The following is a 24,126-nucleotide window of genomic DNA, read 5'->3' on the forward strand; positions in this document are numbered from 1 at the left end:
GGCTGCCGGGGCTAGCCGCCCGCCCCCGCCCGCCGCCCCCGGTCGAGGTCCAGCTCCAGCATGCGGATCGCGTTGCCGCGGAGGATCTTGTACGTGGTCTCGGGGGAGAGGTCGGCCACATGCTCGGCGGCGATGCGGCGGGTGTGCGGCCAGGTGGAGTCGACGTGGGGGTAGTCGGTCTCGAAGGTGGCGTTGTCCACGCCGACCGTGTCCAGCGAGGCGACCCCGTGCTTGTCGCGGAAGAAGCAGCAGAAGATCTGCCGGTAGTAGTACGTGGACGGCGGCTCGGGGATGAGGTCGCGGACGCCGCCCCAGGCGCGGTGCTCCTCCCAGACGTCGTCGGCGCGCTCCAGGGCGTAGGGGATCCAGCCCATCTGGCCCTCGGCGTAGGCCAGCTTCAGGCGCGGGAAGGAGACCAGGACGCCGCTGAAGAGGAAGTCCATCATCGACGCCATGGCGTTGTTGAAGCTCAGCGCGGCCTGGACGGCCGGCGGGGCGTCGGGGGAGGCGGCGGGCATCTGGGAGGAGGAGCCGATGTGCATGCACACGACCGTCCCCGTGGCCTCGCACTCGGCGAAGAACGGGTCCCAGTAGCCGCTGTGGATGCTGGGAAGCCCCAGGTAGGTGGGGATCTCGCTGAAGGTCACCGCGCGGACGCCGCGGGCCGCGTTGCGGCGGATCTCCTGCACGGCGAGGTCGACGTCCCACAGGGGGATCAGGCAGAGCGGGATGAGGCGGCCGCCGCTGTCGCCGCACCACTCCTCGACCATCCAGTCGTTGTACGCGCGGACGCACGCGAGCCCGACCTCCTTGTCCTTCGCCTCGGCGAAGGTCTGGCCGCAGAAGCGGGGGAAGGTCGGGAAGCACAGTGACGCCTCGACATGGTTGAGGTCCATGTCGGCGAGGCGGTCCTTGGGGTCCCAGCAGCCGCGGCGCATCTGCTCGCGGGTGATGCCGTCGAGGGTCATCTCGTCGCGCGAGAAGCCGACGGCGGCGATGATCCGCTTGTAGGGGAAGAGGTCGCCCTCGTAACTCCACCAGTCGGTCAGCTGGCCTTCCGGGTCGGTGGTGAACTTGTACTTGCCGCCGATGTAGGCAAGTTCGCCGATCCCGGCAGTAAGGGGTTTGGGGCCGCGGTCCCGGTACTTGGCCGGGAGCCAGGTCTCGAAGAGGTGCGCGGGCTCGATCACATGGTCATCGACGCTGATGACCAGGGGCAGCTCGGTGGTGCCGTTCGTCTCGCCGGTCATCTCGCCATCTCTCCCCGGTCTCCTCGTGGTGGTCCTGTCCGTTCCCTCGATCTGACGGTTCGTCAGATTCGGTGGCGGCAGCGTAGGGCGGATCGCTTCAACCAACAAGAGAAAGTCCCGTTTCCGCATGTACGTCCAGGGCAAACGATGAGCGACAACTGGGGAGGAAACGGTGAACGCATCGTCGATCGCACGCGGATTGGGTTCGGCAACGCGCACACGCACCCCGCGCCAGGCGGGCACCCGGGCCATCGAGGCGGCGGCCCGCTGGGGGCTGACCACCCGGGGAGTGCTCTATCTGCTCATCGGCGTCCTGGCGCTGCGCATCGCCTCGGGCGACCACGGAGAACAGGCCGACCGGGGCGGGGCGCTCCAGATCCTCGCCAAGCAGCCGTTCGGCGCGGCGCTGGTCTGGGCGGTCGGCATCGGGCTGGCCTCCATGGCGCTGTGGCGGCTGTCCGAGGCGGTCTTCGGGGCGGCGGGCCCGGACGGGGGCGCGGCGCGGAAGCGGCTGGCGGGGGCCGTCCGCGCGGTCTTCTACGGCGTCGTCGCGTACTCGGTGCTGTCCTTCGCCACCGGCGAGCAGGGCAGCGGCTCCAGCGACCGGCAGTCGAAGGACGTGACGGCCCGCGCGCTCGACCTGCCGTACGGCCGGTGGCTGGTCGCCGCCGCCGGAACCGCGGTGGCCGTGGCGGGGGTGTGGATCGCGGTACGGGCGATCCGGCGCGGCTTCCGCAAGCACCTCAAGGTGGGCGCGATGTCCCGGCGGGCGCGGCGGGCTGTGGAGGCGCTCGGGATCTGCGGCGGGGTGGCCCGCGGGGCGGTGTTCGCGGTGGCGGGCGGCTTCGCGCTCACGGCGGCGGTGCGCTACGACCCGGGCAAGGCGAAGGGCATCGACGACACCCTGCGAACCTTCGCCGGGACGGCGGCGGGCCCCTGGCTGCTGATGGCGGTGGCGCTGGGGCTGGCGCTCTTCGGGGTGTTCTCGTTCGCGATGGCCCGGTGGCGCAGGGTCTGAGCGACGTCCTGGGCCGGGTGGTCCCGGAGCGGGCCGCTGCCGCCTGACACCGGGTCGGACCAGCCCCCGTGCCTCGCGCGGACGTGTCGCATGTCTCGCACGGATGCGCCCCGCGCCTCGCGCGGACGTATCGCACGTCTCGTAAGGAGGCGTCCCGCGTCCCGCGGGGATGTGCCTCGCGTCTCGCGGGGATGTGCCTCGCGTCTCGCGGGGATGTGCCTCGCGTCTCGCGGGGATGTGCCTCGCGTCTCGCGGGGATGTGCCTCGCGCCTCGCGCGGACGCGCCTCACGTCTCTCACGGATGCGTCCCGCGCCTCGCGCGAATGCGCCCCGCGCCTCGCACGGATGTGCACCGTAAGGCGCTCTTCCCGAGGGGCCCCGGCGTCGGGACGATCGGACGATGCCGACCATGAAGCCACGCGTCCGTCTCGCCGCCGTCGGAGCGGCCTTCGCCTTCGCCGCCGCCACCCCCGTCGCCGCCTACGCCGCGCTGGACGACCCGCCCGCCGCGGCGGCCTCCGGCGCCGTGGGCCGGGGCAAGCCGTATGTCGAGACCCGGCTCTTCTTCGGCACCGAGCGCCCCGACGGCGGGCCGCCCGTCACCGAGAAGCAGTTCCTGGCCTTCGTGGACCGGCGGATCACCCCGCGCTTCCCCTCCGGCCTGACGATCCACGACGGCCGGGGGCAGTGGCGGGACCAGAACGGGACGATCGAGCGGGAGCGCTCGTACGAGGTGGTCCTGTTCTACCCGGCCTCCGAGGCGGGGGCGCAGGACCCGCGGATCGAACGGATCCGGACGGCGTACGAACGCCAGTACGCCCAGGAGTCCGTGGCTCGGGCCGACGCCCCGGCCCGGGTGGACTTCTGAGCGTTCGGGCCGGGCCGACCCGGCCCATCACCCCCGGTCGGCGACCGCCCCCACCGCGTCCGCCACCGCCGTGTCGCCGTTGATCAGTTCCAGCGTGCGGCCCGCCGTACGGGGCTCGTCCAGGAGGGCGACCAGGACCGCGGCCACGTCGTCGCGGGTGATCTCGGCGCGGCCGGTGCGTTCGGCCAGCTTCACCCGGCCCGTGCCCGGCTCGTTCGTCAGCCGTCCCGGGCGCAGCACGGTCCAGTCGAGGCCGTCCCGGGCGCGGATGTCGTCGTCCGCCGCGGCCTTGGCGCGCAGATAGGCGGCGAAGACCGGGTCGGTGTCCGGTGGCGGCTCGTGGGAGGCGCCGGTCGAGGAGACGATCAGGAAGCGCCGGGCCCCGGCCCGTTCGGCCGCGTCCGCGAAGAGCACCGCGGACCGGTGGTCGACGGTGTCCTTACGGGCGACACCGCTGCCGGGGCCCGCTCCGGCGGCGAAGACGGCCGCGTCCGCGTCCTCCAGATGCTTGACCACGTCCTCGAGCGAGGCCGACTCCAGGTCGCAGACGACCGGTTCGGTGCCCGACGCCAGCAGGTCGCCCGCCTGTTCCGGCTTGCGGACGATGCCCGCCACTTCGTCTCCGCGCGCGGTGAGCAGCCGCTCCAGCCGCAGCGCGATCTGTCCATGTCCACCAGCGATGACAATGCGCATGATCCCGACCGTACGCCGTGCGGCCTACTGTTGCTCGCCGCCGCTCTGCGGCCGCGCCTGCCGGGGCAGATCCAGTGCCACCGCGGCCGCCGAGTCGCAGTACTCCCGCACCGCGCTGGTACGGGCCACCACCCGCCCCCGGTGCACCACGACCCTGCTGTACGCGAGCGAGAGCACCCCCGCGAGGCCGTCCCCGCGCACCGCGAGCAGCTCCGCCGGGAACCCGGCCTCCACCCGCACCTCGGCGAGCCCCATCGCGGCCCGCGCCCGCGCGCACACCGCCTCGTACGCCTCCTCCGGGCGCAGCTCGCCCCGGGACGCCAGCAGAAAGGCGGCCTCCAGGGGATCGCCGCGCCCCACGGGGTTCACCGCGTCCCGCAGCGCCCCGCTGCCCGCGGCCACCCGGACGCCCGCGGCGCGCAGCAGCCGCACCGGCGCGCAGGCGCGGGTGCGCGCTCCCCGCATGCCCTGGTGCTCCAGCCCGGCGCAGTCGCCCTGGGGGAGGCAGACGACGGTCACCCCGGCCGCCGCCAGCCGCTCGGCGGTCCTCCTCGCCGTCTCCGCGGGCAGCCGGGAGAGCCCGCCGCAGGGGCCGATGGTGACGCCCGGCCGCAGGCCCCCGGCCATCGCCGCGAGCCGGGCGAGGCGGGCCGGGTCGTCACCGTCCGTGTGCAGATCGACGGCGCAGCCGTGGCGGGCGGCGAGGTCGAGGACGGCCTCGGCGTGGCCGGTCGGATCCGGGTCGAGGTCGGGGCAGCCGCCGATGACCGACGCGCCCATCTTCACCGCGTCCCGCAGCATCGCCAGACCGTCCGCCCCGGCGGCGCCGGTCAGCACCCGGGGCACCGCCACCGCGCTCAGTTCCGTGAGCCCGCGCAGCGTCCGGCCGGCCTCCAGGACCGCGTCCAGGGAGCGCAGTCCGTGCACCCCGCCGATGCGGACATGGGTGCGCAGCGCCGTGGCGCCGTGGCCGAGTTGGAGCAGGGCGGCCTCGACGGTACGGCGCTGGACGTCCCCGGGGGCGTACGGGACCGGACCCGTCATGTCGGCCGTAAGGGCGGTGTCGCAGTGGGCGTGGGGTTCGGCGGGGGCGGGCAGCAGCAGATAGCCGCCGAGGTCCAGCCGGGTGCCGGGGACGAGGCTGCCCGCCGTGCCCACGGCCTCGATCCGCCCGCAGCTGAGCCGGACGTCCACGGTGCGTCCGTCGGCGAGCCGGACGCCGCCGAGCACCAGGGCGGTGGGCTCGCCGGGGGCCGCTCCGCCGTTCCTGGGCGGCTGTTGCGGCTGCTGCTGGCTCTCGGGCATCGCGCTCCTGGGATTCGCGCCGAGCACGTGACGGGTGACGCGCCGGGCACGCGTCGGATGCGTGCGCGGCCAAGATCACGTGGGTGCGAAGCGAAGCCTAGGACGAGGTGGGGGCGGCTTCGCGGAGGAGCCGAATAGTCGTACCGGTGTGGTGCATGAGTCCAGGGTGACGAGGGGCCGATACGGATTTCACCTTCGGCGGCCGACCGTGTAATGTCTTCATCGCTCGCCCCAATAGCTCAGTCGGCAGAGCGTCTCCATGGTAAGGAGAAGGTCTACGGTTCGATTCCGTATTGGGGCTCTGATGTGTGAGGCTTCTCGTTCCGCTACGCTGGTTGAGCGGGGAGTCACTCGCATCACAGCGGTGTAGCTCAGTCGGTAGAGCAAGCGGCTCATAATCGCTGTGTCACCGGTTCAAGTCCGGTCACCGCTACTGACAGTAGCCGATTGTGGGGTCGGTCCTTCGATCGGCTACTCTTTCTGCGTTAATCCCCTAATCCGTTCGTCAAGGAGCACTCACGTGGCTGCCACCGACGTCCGCCCGAAGATCACGCTGGCCTGCGTGGAGTGCAAGGAGCGGAACTACATCACCAAGAAGAACCGGCGCAACGACCCGGATCGTCTTGAGATCAAGAAGCACTGCCCGCGTTGCAACGCGCACACCGCGCACCGTGAGACGCGATAGCAATAAACTCTCATTCGAGGCCGCCCCCACTCGCGGGGGGCGGCCTCGTTTCGTTGGTAATTCAATCGCAGGAGGTGTGCGCCGATGGCGCTCGACCAGTCCTTCGTGGGGCGGACCTACCCGCCCACCGCCGCGTACGAGGTCGGCCGGGAGAAGATCCGGGAATTCGCCGAGTCCCTCGGTGACACCAACCCGGTCTACACCGACCCCGAGGCGGCCCGGGACCTCGGCTACCCCGATGTGATCGCCCCGCCGACGTTCATCTTCACGATCACCTTCAAGGCGGCCGGGAAGCAGGTTGTCGAGGACCCGCAGCTGGGGCTGGACTACAGCCGGGTGGTCCACGGCGACCAGCGGTTCGAGTACACCCGCCCGGTCCGTGCGGGAGACCGCCTGAAGGTCACCTCGATCATCGACTCGATCAAGTCGCTGGCCGGCAACGACATCCTGTCCGTCCGCGGCGAGGTCCACGACGAGGCGGGTGATCATGTAGCGACGTCGTTCACGACGCTGGTGGCCCGCGCCGCTGACGCAGAGGTGGAGGAGAGCAGATGACGGCCAAGATCTCGTATGACGCCGTGGAGGTCGGCACCGAGGTGCCGACACGTGAGTTCCGGGTGAACCGCGCCGACCTCGTGCGCTACGCGGGCGCGTCGGGCGACTTCAACCCGATCCACTGGAACGAGAAGTTCGCCAGAGAGGTCGGCCTCCCCGACGTCATCGCGCACGGCGCCTACACCATGGCCGAGGCGGCCCGGGTGGTGACCGAGTGGGCCGGCGACCCCGGCGCCCTCGTCGAGTACGGCGTCCGCTTCACCCGGCCGGTCGTGGTCCCCAACGACGACAAGGGCGCGGTCATCGAGATCGGCGCCAAGGTGACCGCCAAGCTGGACGACGAGGCCCGTACGGTGCGCCTCGACATCACGGCGACCAGCGCCGGCCAGAAGGTGCTGGGCCGGGCCCGCGCCGTGGTACGGCTCGTCTGAGCCCCCGACCGCGCCCGATGCGGCCCCCGGGCGGATGAGAGCAGGCCGGAGCGCGCGCGGCCCGTCCGAGCCCCTTACAGCCCGCAGGCCAGCCCCCGGACCCCCACACCGGGGGCGGCCGCCTCCAGGGGCCCAGGGGGCGCCCCCGTACTCTTGAGCGCGTGCAGGAACTCCACGACGCCCCTCTCGCGCCCCTCACCACCTTCCGTCTCGGCGGACCGGCCAACCGGCTGCTCACGGCCACCACCGACGACGAGGTCATCGCCGCGGTCCGTGCGGCCGACGCGGCCGGGACCCCACTGCTGGTGATCGGCGGCGGCAGCAATCTGGTCATCGCCGACAAGGGCTTCGACGGCACCGTCCTGCACATCGCCACCAGCGGCTTCACGCTCGACGGCTCCCGCCTGGAGCTCGCCGCGGGCGAGAACTGGTCGGCCGCCGTGGCCCGTACGGTCCGGGCGGGGCTCGCGGGCATCGAATGCCTCGCCGGAATCCCCGGCTCCGCGGGCGCGACGCCCATACAGAACGTCGGCGCCTACGGCCAGGAGGTCTCGGCCACGATCACCGAGGTGATCGCCTACGACCGCCGCGCCGACGAGGTCGTCACGATCCCGAACGCCGACTGCGCCTTCTCCTACCGCCACAGCCGCTTCAAGGCCGACCCCGACCGCCATGTGGTGCTCCGGGTCCGCTTCGAGCTGGAGGACGCGGACGGGCTCTCCGCACCCGTCCGGTACGCCGAGACCGCGCGGGTGCTCGGCGTCGAGGTGGGGGACCGGGTGCCGGCCGCCGTCGCCCGCGAGACGGTCCTGGGGCTGCGCGCGGGCAAGGGCATGGTGCTCGCCCCCGAGGACCACGACACCTGGTCGGCTGGGTCGTTCTTCACCAACCCGGTGCTTGACCAGGACGCCCACGCCGCCTTCCTGGCCCGCGTCGCCGAACGCCTGGGGCCTGACACCGCGCCGCCCGCCTTCCCGGCGGGCGACGGCCTGGTCAAGACCTCCGCGGCCTGGCTGATCGACAGGGCGGGCTTCACCAAGGGCTACGGCACCGGCCCGGCCCGGATCTCCACCAAGCACACCCTCGCCCTCACCAACCGGGGCCAGGCCACGACCGAGGATCTGCTGGCGCTGGCCCGCGAGGTGGTGGCCGGGGTCGAGGAGGCGTTCGGGATCCGGCTGGTCAACGAGCCGGTGACGGTCGGCGTGAGCATCTGATGTGAGTACTCACATGAGTACTCAGCCCGCCAGCCAGCCGTCGATGTCCGCCAGCATCCGCCGCCGGACCTCCTCCGGCGCGGCCGAGCCGCGTACCGACTGACGTGCCAGCTCGGCCAGTTCGGCGTCCGTGAAGCCGTGGTGCTCGCGCACCAGCTCGTACTGCGCCGCCAGCCGCGAGCCGAAGAGCAGCGGGTCGTCCGCCCCGAGCGCCATCGGCACCCCCGCGTCGTACAGCGTGCGCAGCGGGACGTCCTCCGGCTTCTCGTAGACCCCGAGCGCCACGTTCGACGACGGGCACACCTCGCAGGTCACCTCGCGCTCGGCGAGCTTGGCGAGCAACCGTGGGTCCTCCGCCGCGCGCACCCCGTGGCCGACCCGGGCCGCACCGAGGTCGTCCAGGCAGTCCCGCACGCTGCCGGGGCCCGACAGCTCGCCACCGTGCGGCGCCGCCAGCAGCCCGCCCTCCCGGGCGATGGCGAAGGCCCGGTCGAAGTCGCGGGCGAATCCGCGCCGTTCGTCGTTGGAGAGGCCGAAGCCGACGACGCCGCGGTCCGCGTAGCGCACCGCGAGCCGGGCGAGGGTGCGGGCCTCCAGCGGATGCTTCATGCGGTTGGCGGCGACCAGGACCCTGATCCCAAGACCGGTGTCCGCGGAGGCGCTCTCGACCGCGTCCAGGATGACTTCCATCGCCGGGATCAGCCCGCCCAGACGCGGGGCGTACGAGGTGGGGTCCACCTGGATCTCCAGCCACTGGGCCCCGTCCCGCACGTCCTCCTGGGCCGCCTCGCGCACCAGTCGCCGGATGTCGTCGGCCTCCCGCAGACAGGAGCGTGCGATGTCGTACAGCCGCTGGAAGCGGAACCAGCCGCGCTCATCGGTGGCGCGCAGCTTCGGCGGCTCACCGCCGCTCAGTGCCTCGGGGAGATGGACGCCGTACTTGTCGGCGAGTTCCAGGAGGGTTCCGGGGCGCATGGAGCCGGTGAAGTGAAGATGCAGATGCGTCTTGGGCAAGAGGCGGACATCACGAACGCGTACCATCAACTCTCCGTTACTGCTAGGCTTCACTCCGTGCCATTGGGCGCCGGGCAGGGCTTGTCCGTCATGAGACCGCACAGCGGTCGAGTGAGAAGCCCCTTCGGGGGAGGAGTCACCTGCAGATACTGCCGTACGAATCTGCGGACAGGCAGCCCGTTCTCTGAACGAGGACTGGCCTGAACATATGAGCGGGCTCCCGGCCTCGGCCGGGAGCCCGCTCATATGCGGCTCATGATGCCTTACGCGCTCGCCTCGCCCAGCAGCTTCTGCAGCCGGGAGACGCCCTCGACGAGGTCCTCGTCGCCCAGCGCGTAGGACAGCCGCAGATAGCCCGGGGTGCCGAACGCCTCACCCGGCACCACCGCGACCTCGGCCTCCTCCAGGATGATCTCGGCCAGCTCCACGGTGGTCCGCGGCCGCTTGCCGCGGATCTCCTTGCCGAGCAGCCCCTTGACCGAGGGGTAGGCGTAGAAGGCGCCCTCCGGCTCCGGGCACTCGACGCCGTCGATCTCGTTCAGCATCCGCACGATGGTGCGGCGGCGGCGGTCGAACGCCTCGCGCATCGCGGCCACGGCGTCGAGGTCGCCCGAGACGGCGGTCAGCGCGGCGACCTGAGCGACATTGCTCACATTCGAGGTGGCGTGCGACTGGAGGTTGGTCGCGGCCTTGACGACGTCCTTGGGACCGATGACCCAGCCCACCCGCCAGCCGGTCATCGCGTACGTCTTGGCGACACCGTTGACCACAATGCACTTGTCGCGCAGCTCGGGCACCACGACCGGCAGCGAGTGGAACTGGGCGTCGCCGTAGACCAGGTGCTCGTAGATCTCGTCGGTCAGCACCCACAGCCCGTTGTCGGCGGCCCAGCGGCCGATCGCCTCGACCTGCTCACGGCTGTAGACCGCGCCGGTGGGGTTCGAGGGGGAGACGAAGAGCAGCACCTTGGTGTTCTTGGTGCGGGCCGCCTCCAGCTGCTCGACGGAGACGCGGTAGCCGGTCGTCTCGTCGGCGACGACATCCACCGGGACACCGCCGGCCAGCCGGATCGACTCCGGGTAGGTGGTCCAGTAGGGCGCGGGGACGATGACCTCGTCGCCCGGGTCCAGGATCGCGGCGAACGCCTCGTAGATCGCCTGCTTGCCGCCGTTGGTCACCAGGATCTGGGCCGCCTCGACCTCGTACCCGCTGTCACGCAGCGTCTTCGCGGCGATCGCGGCCTTGAGCTCGGGGAGTCCGCCGGCCGGGGTGTAGCGGTGGTACTTCGGGTCGCGGCACGCCGCGGCCGCGGCGTCGACGATGTAGTCCGGCGTGGCGAAGTCGGGCTCACCGGCGCCGAAGCCGATCACCGGACGGCCCGCGGCCTTGAGGGCCTTGGCCTTGGCGTCGACGGCGAGGGTCGCGGACTCGGAGATCGAACCGATCCTGGCCGAGACCCGCCGGTCGGTCGGGGACTGTACTGGGGGAGTAGCAGCGGTCATAGATGCATCGTCGCAGACGGGCGAAATGGGTGGCACACGGGTTTGCGGAGACTTCGCGCGCTTCTCGTTCGACGCCCGGCCGTCAAGCACGTACACTCATCCGTCGTTGGCCGATCAACAGCCGGATCCGACCGCACACTCCGTGCAGCCGGATGTATGCGGTAGGTTGGGAGTGCCACAAAGGGTCGTAGCTCAATTGGTAGAGCACTGGTCTCCAAAACCAGCGGTTGGGGGTTCAAGTCCCTCCGGCCCTGCTACACGCACTGTGATGAGGGTGCGTGCATGCGTACGCAAGGACAAGCACCGCTGTGCGGCCGGGCCGGACGCGGCACGGCCACGACCCGGATTCAGGTGAGGACGAGTGACGGAAGCCCTTGGCTCCACCGCGACGCCTGAGAGCGGTCGTCCCGAGGATGAGGAGACGACCAAGCGGGGTCGTCGTGGTGGCAAACGCGCGAAGAAGGGGCCCTTCGGCCGGCTCGCGCTTTTCTACCGCCAGATCATCGCTGAGCTGCGGAAGGTCGTCTGGCCGACGCGCAATCAGCTGTCGACGTACACCAGCGTGGTGATCGTTTTCGTCGTCATCATGATCGGCATCGTGACCGTGATTGACTATGGGTTCAACAACGCCATCAAGTACGTTTTTGGCTGAGACCCTCGCGAAAGGCGGCCGCTGTCCCGGCGTCGCCTCTTTCGCACGTTCCACCCCTTTGAAGCCAGGAAGAAGCAGCCACAGTGTCTGACCCGAACCTGAACGACGCCGCCGAGCCCGTCGAGTCCCGTGAGGACGAGCTCGACATCGTCGAGGCGGCGGACTCCGACCAGGCTGAAGCGGCCGACGCCTCGGCGGGCGTTCCCGCCGAGGAGGACGCGCTGCGCGTCGAGGACGAAGACGCCCTCGAGACCGAGGCGGCCCAGGCGGACGACGCGGTCGAGACCGAGGCCGAGGCTGAGGTCGACCCGGTCGAGGCGCTCCGCGAGGAGCTGCGCGGGCTGCCCGGCGAGTGGTACGTGATCCACACCTACGCGGGCTACGAGAAGCGCGTGAAGGCCAACCTGGAGCAGCGTGCCGTCTCGCTGAACGTCGAGGAGTTCATCTACCAGGCCGAGGTCCCCGAGGAAGAGATCGTCCAGATCAAGAACGGCGAGCGCAAGAACGTCCGGCAGAACAAGCTGCCCGGCTATGTGCTCGTCCGCATGGATCTGACGAACGAGTCGTGGGGCGTCGTCCGCAACACCCCGGGCGTCACCGGCTTCGTGGGCAACGCCTACGACCCGTACCCGCTGACCCTGGACGAGATCGTCAAGATGCTCGCCCCCGAGGCCGAGGAGAAGGCCGCCAAGGCCGCCGCCGAGGAGAGCGGTGTGCCGGCGCCGAGCCGCAAGGTCGAGGTCCAGGTGCTGGACTTCGAGGTGGGCGACTCGGTCACGGTCACCGACGGCCCGTTCGCGACCCTGCAGGCGACGATCAACGAGATCAACGCCGACTCGAAGAAGGTCAAGGGCCTGGTGGAGATCTTCGGCCGGGAGACCCCGGTCGAGCTGAGCTTCGACCAGATCCAGAAGAACTGAGTCTCTTCAGAGCTGAGTCTCTTCACGAGAACTTCCGACAGGTCAGACGGGCTTATGCGGCCGGTCTGACCTGCTCGGTTTTAAGGCGCACAGCTATACCCGTTATCGTTGTGCGGTATGCCTCCATCCGGATGATCCGGTTCGGAGGCGAACACCCTCTCACTAGGACCCGGAGAGAGCATGCCTCCCAAGAAGAAGAAGGTCACGGGGCTGATCAAGCTCCAGATCCAGGCCGGCGCCGCGAACCCGGCCCCGCCGGTCGGCCCCGCGCTGGGTCAGCACGGCGTCAACATCATGGAGTTCTGCAAGGCCTACAACGCCGCGACCGAGTCGCAGCGCGGCATGGTCGTGCCGGTGGAGATCACGGTCTACGAGGACCGCTCCTTCACCTTCGTGACCAAGACTCCGCCGGCCGCCAAGCTGATCCTCAAGGCCGCGGGCGTGGAGAAGGGCTCCGGCGAGCCGCACAAGACCAAGGTCGCCAAGATCAGCCGCGACCAGGTGCGTGAGATCGCCACCACCAAGATGCCCGACCTGAACGCCAACGACCTGGACGCCGCCGAGAAGATCATCGCCGGCACCGCCCGTTCCATGGGCATCACGGTCGAGGGCTGACACCTCCCGCGTGGGGGCCGACAGCCCCCGCGGCCACCTGTGGCAGGGCCAAGCGCTGGCCCGGACCACGAACTCCACAGACATCAGGAGCAAGAGTGAGCAAGCGCAGCAAGACCCTCCGCGCTGCGGACGCCAAGATCGACCGGGAGCGCGCATACGCCCCGCTCGAGGCCGTCCGGCTGGCGAAGGACACCTCCGTCACCAAGTTCGACGCGACCGTCGAGGTCGCCATGCGCCTGGGCGTCGACCCGCGCAAGGCCGACCAGATGGTCCGCGGCACCGTGAACCTGCCGCACGGCACCGGTAAGACCGCCCGGGTCCTGGTCTTCGCGACCGGTGACCGTGCTGCGGCCGCGGAGGCCGCCGGCGCCGACATCGTCGGCTCCGACGAGCTCATCGACGAGGTGTCCAAGGGCCGTCTGGACTTCGACGCCGTCGTCGCCACCCCGGACCTCATGGGCAAGGTCGGCCGCCTCGGCCGGGTGCTCGGTCCGCGTGGTCTGATGCCGAACCCGAAGACCGGCACCGTTACCCCGGACGTGGCCAAGGCCGTCACGGACATCAAGGGCGGCAAGATCGAGTTCCGCGTCGACAAGCACTCGAACCTGCACTTCATCATCGGCAAGCTCTCGTTCGACGAGACGAAGCTGGTGGAGAACTACGCCGCGGCGCTCGAGGAGATCAACCGTCTCAAGCCGTCCGCCGCTAAGGGCCGCTACATCAAGAAGGCGACCCTGACCACCACGATGGGCCCCGGCATCCCGCTGGACGCCAACCGCACCCGCAACCTGCTGGTCGAGGAAGACGTCATCTGAGGCAGTCCCCGATCAGCGCACCATGGTGTGCAACCGCCGGGCCCCCGCACCGCGTCGAAGGTGCGGGGGCCCGGCGTCTTCCGCTGTCGGCCCCCTCCGCTAGAGTCACTCTGCAGACGTAGTAAAAGAGAAATAAAAACTAGGGGGAGCCGTGCGCGGTACTCATGTCGGTGCGCGATGGGCGATAGCCGCTGGAAGCCTTGTTCTGATGGTCGGCCTCACCGCGTGCGGGAGCGAGAAGTCCGATGACGACAAGGCCGGCGACAAGACCGGCGGCGACAAGTCCGGGCAGTCCGCGATGAGCCCGCTGGCGGCACTCAAGCTCGCCTCGCAGCAGACGGACAAGAAGAACTCGGCCAAGGTCGAGGGCACCACCAAGATGGGCGAGCAGAACTCGCAGATGTCCGGCGACATGGACTGGGCCGACGGCATCCGGGCCAACATGTCCATCACGCAGAACGGTGGCGCCATCGCCTCCTCCCCGATCGCGGGCAAGCCGATGGACGCCAAGTACACGCCGGACGCCATGTTCCTGAACATGGGCGACGAGTTCGCCGCCCAGGCGGGCAGCGGCAAGCACTGGGTGAAGTACGACTACGACGTGCTGGCCCAGAAGGCGGGCCCCTCGGGCGCCTTCCTGAAGGACCAGATGCAGAACAACAACCCGTCGCGCTCGGTGGAGCTGCTGCTCGCCACGGGCAAGGTCAAGAGCGTGGGCAGCGAGGACGTGAAGGGCGTCAAGGCCACCCACTACACGGGTACGGTCAAGGTCTCCGAGATCGCCAAGATGCAGTCCAAGGAGCTCAGCCAGTCCGACCTGGACGCCCTCCAGAAGCAGCTGGAGACCTCCGGTATGGACACCGAGACCATCGACCTGTGGGTGGACGGGGAGAACCTGCTGGTCAAGAAGCGTGAGCAGGCGCAGAGCAACAGCGGCGCCTACGACTCCACGGTCTTCTACTCGGACTACGGCACCAGCGTGACCGTCACCGAGCCGTCCTCCTCGGACACCGTGGACTTCCAGGACATGCTCCAGCAGTAGAGCCGATTTGCCTGGCCGCGGCCCGTTCGCGTAATCTCTCAACGAAGCCAAAGACCGCTGGTTGTCGCTGTGTCCCGCAAGGGATCCGGTGGCTGAAGGATCCGCTAGCTGCGGGCGACCTGCGTAGGTGACTGAGGTTGCACTCCCGAACGGGCCGTGGGTCCGAGTCGGTCGAGTTACGCCCCGAGCGCCTGCGCCGGGGCGTTTTCGCATTGTCTCAGTCTCCTTCCTTCAGACCGAAGCGGTCCTCATCACCCGGAAGGAGGCCGAGGCTCATGGCGAGTCCTGACAAGGTCGCAGCCGTCGACGAGATGCGGGAGAAGTTCCGCAACGCGAACGCGGCCCTTGTGACCGCGTACACCGGTCTCACCGTTGCGCAGCTGAAGGAGCTGCGCCGTTCGCTCGGTGAGAACGCTCAGTACCGTGTGGTGAAGAACACGCTGACCAAGATCGCGGCCAACGAGGCCGGGATCAACCAGCTCGACGACCTGTTCTCGGGTTCGTCGGCCGTCGCCTTCGTGACCGGTGACCCGGTCGAGGCGGCGAAGGGTCTCCGTGACTTCGCCAAGGACAACCCCGCTCTCGTGATCAAGGGCGGTGTCCTTGATGGCAAGGCGCTGTCCGCCGACGAGATCAAGAAGCTCGCGGACCTCGAGTCCCGTGAGGTGCTGCTCGCCAGGCTGGCGGGTGCGATGAAGGGCAAGCAGTCCCAGGCTGCCGCGCTCTTCCAGGCCCCGCTGTCGAAGTTCGTCCGGACCGCCGAGGCGCTCCGGCAGAAGCAGGCCGAGCAGGGCGGTGCCGACACCCCGGCTCCCGCCGAGGCCGAGGCCGCCGAGTAGTCAGGCCCCGGTCGCAGCGGGCCCGGAAGCCCGCCGACATGTACATCCGGCACCACCTGCCGAATTAGTGGAAGGACCGCCACCATGGCGAAGCTCAGCCAGGACGACCTGCTCGCGCAGTTCGAGGAGATGACCCTCATCGAGCTCTCCGAGTTCGTGAAGGCCTTCGAGGAGAAGTTCGACGTCACCGCCGCCGCCCCGGCCGCCGTGGTCGCCGCCGCCCCGGGTGCCCCGGGTGCCGCTGCCCCGGCCGAGGAGGAGAAGGACGAGTTCGACGTCGTCCTCACCGGCGCCGGCGACAAGAAGATCCAGGTCATCAAGGTCGTGCGTGAGCTGACCTCCCTGGGTCTGAAGGAGGCCAAGGACCTCGTCGACGGCACCCCGAAGCCGGTCCTCGAGAAGGTCAACAAGGAGCAGGCCGACAAGGCCGCCGAGTCCCTCAAGGCCGCCGGCGCCTCCGTCGAGGTCAAGTGACCCCTCGAGGTCGGATGACCTCGCGGCCCGCCGCCACACGCCGGTAGGACGTCCGGCGGCGCGGCCCGGTTCCAAGCCAGGGGCGATCACCCGTTCGGGTGGTCGCCCTTCGGCGTTCCCGTGACGGTTACATTGCCTTATGGGTTTGTGGAGGTAGGGTGATCTTCGTTGCCCGTCGCCACGCCCTGTGACGATCTCGCCGGAGTGGGGGGCCTTGACGAACGGCACGCAGCGCGCAATTCTCAGGACGCGACGCCACACCGATCCAAAAGTCCGAGGCATGGATCGCCGGCGAAGCGGGCAGTATCGATATGCGCATCGACAGCGCGGGCTGCCGACAGGGCGTGAGAAGACAACGAGGGGCGCGCCCCCTCACCGGAGGGAGAGATTGGCACTGCCGGTCTCAGAAACTCGGCGCTGGACATCAGTGTGCCAAGTGGCTACACTGACCCTTTGCGCTGCCTGTTAGCTGCTCCCTGCCCGTCACCAGGGGCATACCTACCTTCGAGCACTACCGATGAAGACTCCCTGACCAGGGATTTCATCCATGGGCTCTCGGTGGGACCGGTACGCGCGTAGTGAGTCCGAGCCCTCGGAAGGACCCCCTCTTGGCCGCCTCGCGCAACGCCTCGACTGCCAATACGAACAATGGCGCCAGCACCGCCCCGCTGCGCATCTCCTTTGCGAAGATCAAGGAGCCTCTCGAGGTTCCGAACCTCCTCGCGCTGCAGACCGAGAGCTTCGATTGGCTGCTCGGCAATGCCGCGTGGAAGGCTCGCGTCGAGGCTGCGCTGGACAGCGGTCAGGACGTCCCCACCAAGTCCGGTCTGGAAGAGATCTTCGAGGAGATCTCCCCGATCGAGGACTTCTCCGGGTCGATGTCCCTGACCTTCCGTGATCACCGTTTCGAGCCGCCGAAGAACTCGATCGACGAGTGCAAGGAGCGTGACTTCACCTACGCCGCTCCGCTCTTCGTCACGGCCGAGTTCACCAACAATGAGACCGGCGAGATCAAGTCCCAGACGGTCTTCATGGGCGACTTCCCGCTCATGACCGACAAGGGCACCTTCTGCATCAACGGCACCGAGCGTGTCGTCGTCTCGCAGCTGGTCCGCTCGCCGGGTGTCTACTTCGACTCCTCCATCGACAAGACGTCCGACAAGGACATCTTCTCGGTCAAGGTCATCCCCTCCCGTGGTGCCTGGCTGGAGATGGAGATCGACAAGCGCGACATGGTCGGTGTCCGCATCGACCGCAAGCGCAAGCAGTCCGTCACCGTCCTCCTGAAGGCGCTCGGCTGGACCACCGAGCAGATCCTCGAGGAGTTCGGCGAGTACGAGTCCATGCGCGCCACCCTGGAGAAGGACCACACCCAGGGCCAGGACGACGCGCTGCTCGACATCTACCGCAAGCTGCGTCCGGGCGAGCCCCCCACGCGGGAGGCCGCGCAGACGCTGCTGGAGAACCTCTACTTCAACCCGAAGCGCTACGACCTCGCGAAGGTCGGCCGCTACAAGGTCAACAAGAAGCTGGGTTCGGCCGCTCCGCTGGACGCGGGCGTCCTGACGGTCGAGGACGTCATCGCCTCGATCAAGTACCTGGTGAAGCTGCACGCCGGTGAGACCGAGACCGTCGGGGACAACGGCCAGTCCGTGGTCGTCGAGACCGACGACATCGACCACTTCGGCAACCGCCGCATCCGTAACGTCGGCGAGCTGATCCAGAACCAGGTCCGCACGGGTCTGGCGCGTATGGAGCGCGTCGTCCGCGAGCGCATGACCACTCAGGACGTCGAGGCGATCACGCCGCAGACCCTGATCAACATCCGGCCGGTCGTCGCCTCCATCAAGGAGTTCTTCGGCACCAGCCAGCTGTCGCAGTTCATGGACCAGACGAACCCGCTGTCGGGTCTGACCCACAAGCGCCGGCTGAACGCGCTGGGCCCCGGTGGTCTCTCCCGTGAGCGGGCGGGCTTCGAGGTCCGTGACGTGCACCCCTCGCACTACGGCCGCATGTGCCCGATCGAGACGCCCGAAGGCCCGAACATCGGTCTGATCGGCTCGCTCGCCTCGTACGGCCGGGTCAACGCGTTCGGTTTCATCGAGACCCCGTACCGCAAGGTGGTCGACGGTGTCGTCACCGACGAGGTGCACTACCTGACGGCCGACGAGGAGGACCGCTTCGTCATCGCGCAGGCCAACGCGCCGCTGACGAACGATCTGCACTTCGCCGAGAACCGCGTCCTGGTCCGCCGCCGTGGCGGTGAGGTCGACTACATCCCCGGCGACGACGTCGACTACATGGACGTCTCGCCGCGCCAGATGGTGTCGGTCGCGACCGCGATGATCCCGTTCCTGGAGCACGACGACGCCAACCGCGCGCTCATGGGCTCGAACATGATGCGCCAGGCCGTGCCGCTGATCAAGGCGGAGTCCCCGCTGGTCGGCACCGGCATGGAGTACCGCTGCGCGGTCGACGCCGGCGACGTCATCAAGGCCGAGAAGGACGGTGTCGTCCAGGAGGTCTCCGCCGACTACGTGACGGTGGCCAACGACGACGGCACCTACACCACCTACCGGGTGGCCAAGTTCTCCCGCTCCAACCAGGGCACCTCCTTCAACCAGAAGGTCGTCGTGGACGAGGGCGCGCGGGTGATCGCCGGCCAGGTGCTGGCCGACGGCCCGTCCACCGAGGACGGCGAGATGGCGCTCGGCAAGAACCTCCTGGTGGCGTTCATGCCGTGGGAGGGCCACAACTACGAGGACGCGATCATCCTCAGCCAGCGTCTGGTGCAGGACGACGTCCTCTCCTCGATCCACATCGAGGAGCACGAGGTCGACGCCCGGGACACCAAGCTGGGCCCCGAGGAGATCACCCGGGACATCCCGAACGTCTCCGAGGAGGTCCTGGCCGACCTCGACGAGCGCGGCATCATCCGCATCGGCGCCGAGGTCGTGGCCGGCGACATCCTGGTCGGCAAGGTCACCCCGAAGGGTGAGACCGAGCTGACCCCGGAGGAGCGCCTGCTGCGCGCGATCTTCGGCGAGAAGGCCCGTGAGGTCCGTGACACCTCGCTGAAGGTGCCGCATGGCGAGATCGGCAAGGTCATCGGCGTGCGCGTCTTCGACCGCGAGGAGGGCGACGAGCTGCCGCCGGGCGTGAACCAGCTGGTCCGCGTCTACGTCGCGCAGAAGCGCAAGATCACCGATGGTGACAAGCTCGCCGGCCGCCACGGCAACAAGGGCGTCATCTCCAAGATCCTTCCGGTCGAGGACATGCCGTTCCTGGAGGACGGCACCCCGGTCGACATCATCCTCAACCCGCTGGGTGTCCCGTCCCGAATGAACCCGGGGCAGGTCCTGGAGATCCACCTCGGCTGGCTGGCCTCCCGGGGCTGGAAGGTCGAGGGCTCCGAGGAGTGGATGCAGCGGCTGCAGGCGATCGGCGCGGACGAGGTCCAGCCCGGTACCAACGTCGCGACCCCGGTCTTCGACGGCGCCCGTGAGGACGAGATCGCCGGTCTCTTCGATTCGACGATCCCGAACCGCGACGGCGACCGCCTGGTCCAGTCGTCCGGTAAGGCCCGGCTGTTCGACGGCCGCTCCGGTGAGCCGTTCCCGGACCCGATCTCGGTCGGCTACATGTACATCCTCAAGCTGCACCACCTGGTGGACGACAAGCTGCACGCCCGGTCCACCGGTCCGTACTCGATGATCACCCAGCAGCCGCTGGGCGGTAAGGCTCAGTTCGGTGGCCAGCGATTCGGCGAGATGGAGGTGTGGGCGCTGGAGGCTTACGGCGCCGCGTACGCCCTCCAGGAGCTGCTGACCATCAAGTCCGACGACGTGACCGGCCGCGTGAAGGTCTACGAGGCCATCGTCAAGGGCGAGAACATTCCCGAGCCCGGCATCCCCGAGTCCTTCAAGGTGCTCATCAAGGAGATGCAGTCCCTGTGCCTCAACGTGGAGGTGCTGTCGTCCGACGGCATGTCCATCGAGATGCGCGACACCGACGAGGACGTCTTCCGCGCTGCGGAGGAGCTCGGTATCGACCTGTCCCGGCGCGAGCCGAGCAGCGTCGAAGAGGTCTGACGGGTCTGGCCGGGGCACTCGCCACAGGGCGCCCCGGCCTCTCCCCGGACCCCCAGTCAGACCCGAAGACACGACCCTGAAAGAGGGATTGACGACAAGTGCTCGACGTCAACTTCTTCGACGAGCTGCGGATCGGCCTCGCCACCGCTGATGACATCCGTCAGTGGTCCCACGGTGAGGTCAAGAAGCCGGAAACCATCAACTACCGCACCCTCAAGCCCGAAAAGGACGGACTCTTCTGCGAGAAGATCTTCGGTCCGACCCGGGACTGGGAGTGCTACTGCGGGAAGTACAAGCGCGTCCGCTTCAAGGGCATCATCTGTGAGCGCTGCGGTGTCGAGGTCACCCGCGCCAAGGTGCGCCGTGAGCGGATGGGCCACATCGAGCTGGCCGCTCCCGTCACCCACATCTGGTACTTCAAGGGCGTGCCCAGCCGTCTGGGCTACCTGCTCGACCTCGCCCCGAAGGACCTCGAGAAGGTCATCTACTTCGCCGCCTACATGATCACGTGGGTGGACGAGGAGCGCCGCACGCGCGACCTGCCCTCGCTGGAGGCCCATGTCTCCGTCGAGCGTCAGCAGATCGAGCAGCGCCGCGACGCGGACCTCGAGGCCCGCGCCAAGAAGCTGGAGGCGGACCTCGCCGAGCTCGAGGCCGAGGGTGCCAAGGCCGATGTGCGCCGTAAGGTGCGCGAGGGCGCCGAGCGCGAGATGAAGCAGCTGCGCGACCGCGCCCAGCGCGAGATCGACCGTCTCGACGAGGTGTGGAACCGCTTCAAGAACCTCAAGGTCCAGGACCTGGAGGGCGACGAGCTGCTCTACCGCGAACTGCGTGACCGCTTCGGCACGTACTTCATGGGCGGCATGGGCGCCGCGGCGCTGCAGAAGCGCCTGGAGTCCTTCGACCTCGACGAGGAGGCCGAGAAGCTCCGCGAGATCATCCGGACCGGCAAGGGCCAGAAGAAGACCCGTGCGCTCAAGCGCCTGAAGGTCGTCTCCGCCTTCCTGCAGACCCGGAACAGCCCCAACGGCATGGTGCTGGACTGCATCCCGGTGATCCCGCCGGACCTGCGTCCGATGGTGCAGCTGGACGGTGGCCGCTTCGCGACCTCCGACCTGAACGACCTGTACCGCCGTGTGATCAACCGGAACAACCGGCTGAAGAGGCTCCTGGACCTCGGTGCCCCCGAGATCATCGTCAACAACGAGAAGCGCATGCTTCAGGAGGCTGTTGACGCCCTCTTCGACAACGGCCGCCGCGGCCGCCCGGTCACCGGCCCCGGTAACCGTCCGCTGAAGTCCCTCAGCGACATGCTGAAGGGTAAGCAGGGCCGGTTCCGTCAGAACCTGCTCGGTAAGCGTGTCGACTACTCGGCCCGTTCGGTCATCGTCGTCGGCCCGCAGCTCAAGCTGCACCAGTGCGGTCTGCCCAAGGCCATGGCGCTGGAGCTCTTCAAGCCGTTCGTGATGAAGCGCCTGGTGGACCTGAACCACGCGCAGAACATCAAGTCGGCCAAGCGCATGGTCGAGCGCGGCCGCACGGTCGTGTACGACGTGCTCGAAGAGGTCATCGCCGAGCACCCGGTGCTGCTGAACCGTGCGCCCACCCTGCACCGCCTCGGTATCCAGGCGTTCGAGCCGCAGCTGGTCGAGGGCAAGGCCATTCAGATTCACCCGCTCGTCTGCACCGCGTTCAACGCGGACTTCGACGGTGACCAGATGGCCGTGCACCTGCCGCTGTCCGCGGAGGCGCAGGCCGAGGCCCGCATCCTGATGCTGTCCTCGAACAACATCCTCAAGCCGGCCGACGGCCGTCCGGTGACCATGCCGACCCAGGACATGGTGCTGGGCCTGTTCTTCCTCACCACCGATGAGGAGGAGCGCGAGGTCGTCGGTGAGGACCGTTCCTTCGGCTCCACCGCCGAGGCGATCATGGCGTTCGACGCCCGGGAGCTCTCGCTCCAGGCGAAGATCGACATCCGCTTCCCGATCGGCACTGTCCCGCCCCGTGGCTGGACCCCGCCGGTGGCCGAAGAAGGGGCCGACGGCGTCGGCGGAGGTGTCTGGCAGCCCGGTGACAGCTTCCGGCTGCGCACCACGCTGGGCCGCGCGCTCTTCAACGAGCTGCTGCCCGAGGACTACCCGTTCGTCGACTACTCGGTGGGCAAGAAGCAGCTCTCCGAGATCGTCAACGACCTCGCCGAGCGCTACCCCAAGGTCATCGTCGCGGCGACGCTGGACAACCTGAAGGCGGCCGGTTTCCACTGGGCCACCCGCTCCGGTGTCACCGTCGCCATCTCCGACGTGGTCGTGCCCGAGGCCAAGAAGGCCATCATCGAGGGCTACGAGGCGCAGGACGAGAAGGTCCAGAAGCAGTACGAGCGCGGTCTGATCACCAAGGACGAGCGCACCCAGGAGCTGATCGCGATCTGGACCAAGGCGACCAACGAGGTCGCCGAGGCGATGAACGCGAACTTCCCGAAGACCAACCCGATCTTCATGATGGTCAACTCGGGCGCGCGCGGAAACATGATGCAGATGCGTCAGATCGCCGGTATGCGTGGTCTGGTGTCCAACGCGAAGAACGAGACCATCCCGCGGCCCATCAAGGCGTCGTTCCGTGAGGGTCTCTCCGTGCTGGAGTACTTCATCTCCACCCACGGTGCCCGTAAGGGTCTCGCCGACACCGCCCTGCGTACCGCCGACTCGGGTTACCTGACCCGTCGTCTGGTGGACGTCTCGCAGGACGTCATCATCCGCGAGGAGGACTGCGGCACCGACCGCGGCCTCAAGCTGGCGATCGCGTCCAGGGGCGCGGACGGCGTGCTCCGCAAGACGGAGGACGTCGAGACCAGCGTGTACGCGCGCTGCCTCGCCGAGGACATCGTCGTGGACGGGAAGGTCCTGGCCCCGGCCGGTACCGACCTGGGCGATGTGCTCATCGACGAGCTGGTCCGCCACAACGTGGAGACGGTCAAGACCCGCTCGGTGCTCACCTGCGAGTCCGCCGTCGGCACCTGCGCGATGTGCTACGGCCGCTCGCTGGCGACCGGCAAGCTGGTGGACATCGGCGAGGCGGTCGGCATCATCGCCGCCCAGTCCATCGGTGAGCCCGGCACCCAGCTGACGATGCGTACCTTCCACACCGGTGGTGTGGCCGGTGACGACATCACCCAGGGTCTGCCGCGTGTCGTCGAGCTCTTCGAGGCCCGTACGCCCAAGGGTGTCGCCCCGATCTCGGAGGCGGCCGGCCGCGTCCGGATCGAGGAGACCGAGAAGACCAAGAAGCTCGTCGTCACTCCGGACGACGGCTCCGACGAGACGGCCTACGGCGTCTCCAAGCGATCCCGTCTGCTGGTGGGCGAGGGCGACCACGTCGAGGTCGGCCAGCCGCTGACCGTGGGTGCCGTCAACCCGCACGACGTGCTGCGCATTCTCGGCCAGCGCGCCGTCCAGGTGCACCTGGTGGGCGAGGTCCAGAAGGTCTACAACTCGCAGGGCGTGTCGATCCACGACAAGCACATCGAGATCATCATCCGGCAGATGCTGCGCCGTGTGACGATCATCGAGTCCGGTGACGCGGAGCTGCTGCCGGGCGAGCTCGTGGAGCGTTCGCGCTTCGAGGGTGAGAACCGTCGTGTGGTCCAGGAAGGCGGCCACCCGGCCTCCGGCCGTCCGCAGCTGATGGGTATCACCAAGGCCTCGCTGGCGACCGAGTCCTGGCTGTCGGCGGCGTCCTTCCAGGAGACGACCCGGGTGCTCACCGACGCGGCGATCAACGCCAAGTCGGACTCCCTGATCGGCCTCAAGGAGAACGTGATCATCGGTAAGCTCATCCCGGCCGGTACGGGCCTGTCCCGCTACCGCAACATCCGGGTCGAGCCGACCGAAGAGGCGAAGGCCGCGATGTACTCGGCCGTCGGCTACGACGACATCGACTACTCGCCCTTCGGCACGGGCTCCGGCCAGGCGGTTCCGCTGGAGGACTACGACTACGGTCCGTACAACCAGTAGGTCCGAGGACGGCTGGTAAACGTTCACAGGGCGGTCACCCCATGGCGGGGGTGGCCGCCCTGCGGCTATGCTCCGGGTTGGTGTGTCCAGCGCGTGTGCATTTGTTTTGACCGGAGCCGATGCTATA

Annotated in this window: 20 protein-coding genes and 3 tRNA genes; 18 read left to right on the forward strand and 5 right to left on the reverse strand. The window is 68.8% G+C overall.

All coding sequences use genetic code 11. The annotated features are described in order from the left end of the window. Positions 1 to 11 precede the first annotated feature (11 nt). Positions 12 to 1,250 (reverse strand): amidohydrolase family protein, encoded by a 1,239-nt coding sequence (locus J2Z30_RS39480; protein ID WP_044571712.1) that lies wholly within the window; start codon positions 1,248 to 1,250, stop codon positions 12 to 14. Positions 1,251 to 1,422: 172 nt separating this feature from the next. Here J2Z30_RS39480 and J2Z30_RS39485 point away from each other — a divergent pair, with 172 nt between their 5' ends. Both J2Z30_RS39485 and J2Z30_RS39490 read left to right on the forward strand, forming a co-directional pair. Next, the gene (locus tag J2Z30_RS39485; RefSeq protein WP_372453380.1) at positions 1,423 to 2,268 is read left to right on the forward strand and encodes a DUF1206 domain-containing protein; all 846 of its coding nucleotides are present in this window, start codon (positions 1,423 to 1,425) and stop codon (positions 2,266 to 2,268) included. Between the two features lie 400 nt (positions 2,269 to 2,668). Beyond that, positions 2,669 to 3,136 (forward strand): DUF3574 domain-containing protein, encoded by a 468-nt coding sequence (locus J2Z30_RS39490; protein WP_044571707.1) that lies wholly within the window; start codon positions 2,669 to 2,671, stop codon positions 3,134 to 3,136. A gap of 27 nt (positions 3,137 to 3,163) precedes the next feature. On the opposite strand, the gene J2Z30_RS39495 is transcribed toward J2Z30_RS39490, so the two are convergent. Together J2Z30_RS39495 and J2Z30_RS39500 are read right to left on the reverse strand one after the other, a co-directional pair. Next, the gene (locus J2Z30_RS39495; protein WP_044571706.1) at positions 3,164 to 3,829 is read right to left on the reverse strand and encodes an NAD(P)H-binding protein; all 666 of its coding nucleotides are present in this window, start codon (positions 3,827 to 3,829) and stop codon (positions 3,164 to 3,166) included. A 24-nt stretch (positions 3,830 to 3,853) separates the two neighbouring features. Continuing rightward, positions 3,854 to 5,134, reverse strand: coding sequence for an amidohydrolase family protein (locus J2Z30_RS39500; protein WP_044571705.1), 1,281 nt, complete (start codon positions 5,132 to 5,134; stop codon positions 3,854 to 3,856). Positions 5,135 to 5,362: 228 nt separating this feature from the next. On the opposite strand from J2Z30_RS39500, the gene J2Z30_RS39505 reads away from it, so the two are divergent. The 6 genes from J2Z30_RS39505 (at position 5,363) to J2Z30_RS39530 (ending at position 8,022) form a co-directional block, all read left to right on the forward strand. After that, positions 5,363 to 5,435 (forward strand) — tRNA-Thr (locus J2Z30_RS39505). A 59-nt stretch (positions 5,436 to 5,494) separates the two neighbouring features. Continuing rightward, positions 5,495 to 5,567: transfer RNA gene (locus J2Z30_RS39510), tRNA-Met, on the forward strand. A gap of 87 nt (positions 5,568 to 5,654) precedes the next feature. Then, on the forward strand, positions 5,655 to 5,819 hold the full coding sequence (gene rpmG, locus J2Z30_RS39515; protein ID WP_009715907.1) for a 50S ribosomal protein L33: 165 nt from the start codon (positions 5,655 to 5,657) through the stop codon (positions 5,817 to 5,819). Positions 5,820 to 5,903: 84 nt separating this feature from the next. Then, positions 5,904 to 6,374: a MaoC family dehydratase N-terminal domain-containing protein gene (locus J2Z30_RS39520; protein ID WP_044571704.1), complete on the forward strand. Its 471-nt coding sequence runs from the start codon at positions 5,904 to 5,906 to the stop codon at positions 6,372 to 6,374. Beyond that, positions 6,371 to 6,805, forward strand: a complete 435-nt coding sequence (locus tag J2Z30_RS39525; RefSeq protein WP_044571702.1) for a MaoC family dehydratase — start codon at positions 6,371 to 6,373, stop codon at positions 6,803 to 6,805. The genes J2Z30_RS39520 and J2Z30_RS39525 overlap by 4 nt, the downstream gene beginning before the upstream one ends. Before the next feature lie 161 nt (positions 6,806 to 6,966). After that, complete coding sequence (locus J2Z30_RS39530) at positions 6,967 to 8,022, forward strand: UDP-N-acetylmuramate dehydrogenase (protein WP_044571701.1); 1,056 nt, start codon at positions 6,967 to 6,969, stop codon at positions 8,020 to 8,022. A gap of 21 nt (positions 8,023 to 8,043) precedes the next feature. Here the strand turns inward: J2Z30_RS39530 and J2Z30_RS39535 are convergent, their stop codons facing one another. After that, positions 8,044 to 9,063: an adenosine deaminase gene (locus tag J2Z30_RS39535; RefSeq protein ID WP_044571700.1), complete on the reverse strand. Its 1,020-nt coding sequence runs from the start codon at positions 9,061 to 9,063 to the stop codon at positions 8,044 to 8,046. Between the two features lie 236 nt (positions 9,064 to 9,299). Continuing rightward, complete coding sequence (locus J2Z30_RS39540; protein WP_044571698.1) at positions 9,300 to 10,538, reverse strand: pyridoxal phosphate-dependent aminotransferase; 1,239 nt, start codon at positions 10,536 to 10,538, stop codon at positions 9,300 to 9,302. Between the two features lie 181 nt (positions 10,539 to 10,719). Between J2Z30_RS39540 and J2Z30_RS39545 the strand changes: the two genes are divergently transcribed. The 10 genes from J2Z30_RS39545 to J2Z30_RS39590 all read left to right on the forward strand — a co-directional run bounded on the left by J2Z30_RS39545 (position 10,720) and on the right by J2Z30_RS39590 (position 23,999). After that, positions 10,720 to 10,792: transfer RNA gene (locus J2Z30_RS39545), tRNA-Trp, on the forward strand. 107 nt (positions 10,793 to 10,899) lie between these two features. Next, positions 10,900 to 11,190, forward strand: coding sequence for a preprotein translocase subunit SecE (gene secE, locus J2Z30_RS39550; protein WP_044571697.1), 291 nt, complete (start codon positions 10,900 to 10,902; stop codon positions 11,188 to 11,190). Between the two features lie 83 nt (positions 11,191 to 11,273). Continuing rightward, positions 11,274 to 12,110, forward strand: a complete 837-nt coding sequence (nusG, locus tag J2Z30_RS39555) for a transcription termination/antitermination protein NusG (protein WP_044571695.1) — start codon at positions 11,274 to 11,276, stop codon at positions 12,108 to 12,110. A gap of 180 nt (positions 12,111 to 12,290) precedes the next feature. After that, positions 12,291 to 12,725, forward strand: a complete 435-nt coding sequence (gene rplK, locus J2Z30_RS39560) for a 50S ribosomal protein L11 (RefSeq protein WP_044571693.1) — start codon at positions 12,291 to 12,293, stop codon at positions 12,723 to 12,725. Positions 12,726 to 12,820: 95 nt separating this feature from the next. Beyond that, the gene (gene rplA / locus J2Z30_RS39565; protein ID WP_044571692.1) at positions 12,821 to 13,540 is read left to right on the forward strand and encodes a 50S ribosomal protein L1; all 720 of its coding nucleotides are present in this window, start codon (positions 12,821 to 12,823) and stop codon (positions 13,538 to 13,540) included. 151 nt (positions 13,541 to 13,691) lie between these two features. Beyond that, the gene (locus J2Z30_RS39570) at positions 13,692 to 14,582 is read left to right on the forward strand and encodes an SCO4651 family lipoprotein (protein WP_486389179.1); all 891 of its coding nucleotides are present in this window, start codon (positions 13,692 to 13,694) and stop codon (positions 14,580 to 14,582) included. 275 nt (positions 14,583 to 14,857) lie between these two features. Continuing rightward, the gene (gene rplJ / locus J2Z30_RS39575; RefSeq protein WP_044571690.1) at positions 14,858 to 15,421 is read left to right on the forward strand and encodes a 50S ribosomal protein L10; all 564 of its coding nucleotides are present in this window, start codon (positions 14,858 to 14,860) and stop codon (positions 15,419 to 15,421) included. An 84-nt stretch (positions 15,422 to 15,505) separates the two neighbouring features. After that, positions 15,506 to 15,895, forward strand: a complete 390-nt coding sequence (rplL, locus tag J2Z30_RS39580) for a 50S ribosomal protein L7/L12 (RefSeq protein ID WP_044571688.1) — start codon at positions 15,506 to 15,508, stop codon at positions 15,893 to 15,895. Between the two features lie 608 nt (positions 15,896 to 16,503). After that, positions 16,504 to 19,986: a DNA-directed RNA polymerase subunit beta gene (gene rpoB, locus J2Z30_RS39585; protein ID WP_044571687.1), complete on the forward strand. Its 3,483-nt coding sequence runs from the start codon at positions 16,504 to 16,506 to the stop codon at positions 19,984 to 19,986. 98 nt (positions 19,987 to 20,084) lie between these two features. Continuing rightward, entirely contained in the window at positions 20,085 to 23,999 is a 3,915-nt protein-coding gene (locus J2Z30_RS39590) for a DNA-directed RNA polymerase subunit beta' (protein ID WP_044571686.1), read from the forward strand. Positions 24,000 to 24,126: the final 127 nt, after the last annotated feature.

It is taken from the genome of Streptomyces iranensis, assembly GCF_017874715.1.
GTDB lineage: Bacteria > Actinomycetota > Actinomycetes > Streptomycetales > Streptomycetaceae > Streptomyces > Streptomyces iranensis.

What these genes read in the sequence shown, in the direction of transcription:
- J2Z30_RS39480 (WP_044571712.1), bottom strand. Translation starts at nt 1,250, where the DNA reads ATGACCGGCGAGACGAACGGCACCACCGAGCTGCCCCTGGTCATCAGC.
- J2Z30_RS39490 (WP_044571707.1), top strand. Translation starts at nt 2,669, where the DNA reads ATGCCGACCATGAAGCCACGCGTCCGTCTCGCCGCCGTCGGAGCGGCC.
- J2Z30_RS39495 (WP_044571706.1), bottom strand. Translation starts at nt 3,829, where the DNA reads ATGCGCATTGTCATCGCTGGTGGACATGGACAGATCGCGCTGCGGCTG.
- J2Z30_RS39500 (WP_044571705.1), bottom strand. Translation starts at nt 5,134, where the DNA reads ATGCCCGAGAGCCAGCAGCAGCCGCAACAGCCGCCCAGGAACGGCGGA.
- J2Z30_RS39520 (WP_044571704.1), top strand. Translation starts at nt 5,904, where the DNA reads ATGGCGCTCGACCAGTCCTTCGTGGGGCGGACCTACCCGCCCACCGCC.
- J2Z30_RS39525 (WP_044571702.1), top strand. Translation starts at nt 6,371, where the DNA reads ATGACGGCCAAGATCTCGTATGACGCCGTGGAGGTCGGCACCGAGGTG.
- J2Z30_RS39535 (WP_044571700.1), bottom strand. Translation starts at nt 9,063, where the DNA reads ATGGTACGCGTTCGTGATGTCCGCCTCTTGCCCAAGACGCATCTGCAT.
- J2Z30_RS39540 (WP_044571698.1), bottom strand. Translation starts at nt 10,538, where the DNA reads ATGACCGCTGCTACTCCCCCAGTACAGTCCCCGACCGACCGGCGGGTC.
- rplK (WP_044571693.1), top strand. Translation starts at nt 12,291, where the DNA reads ATGCCTCCCAAGAAGAAGAAGGTCACGGGGCTGATCAAGCTCCAGATC.
- rplJ (WP_044571690.1), top strand. Translation starts at nt 14,858, where the DNA reads ATGGCGAGTCCTGACAAGGTCGCAGCCGTCGACGAGATGCGGGAGAAG.
- rplL (WP_044571688.1), top strand. Translation starts at nt 15,506, where the DNA reads ATGGCGAAGCTCAGCCAGGACGACCTGCTCGCGCAGTTCGAGGAGATG.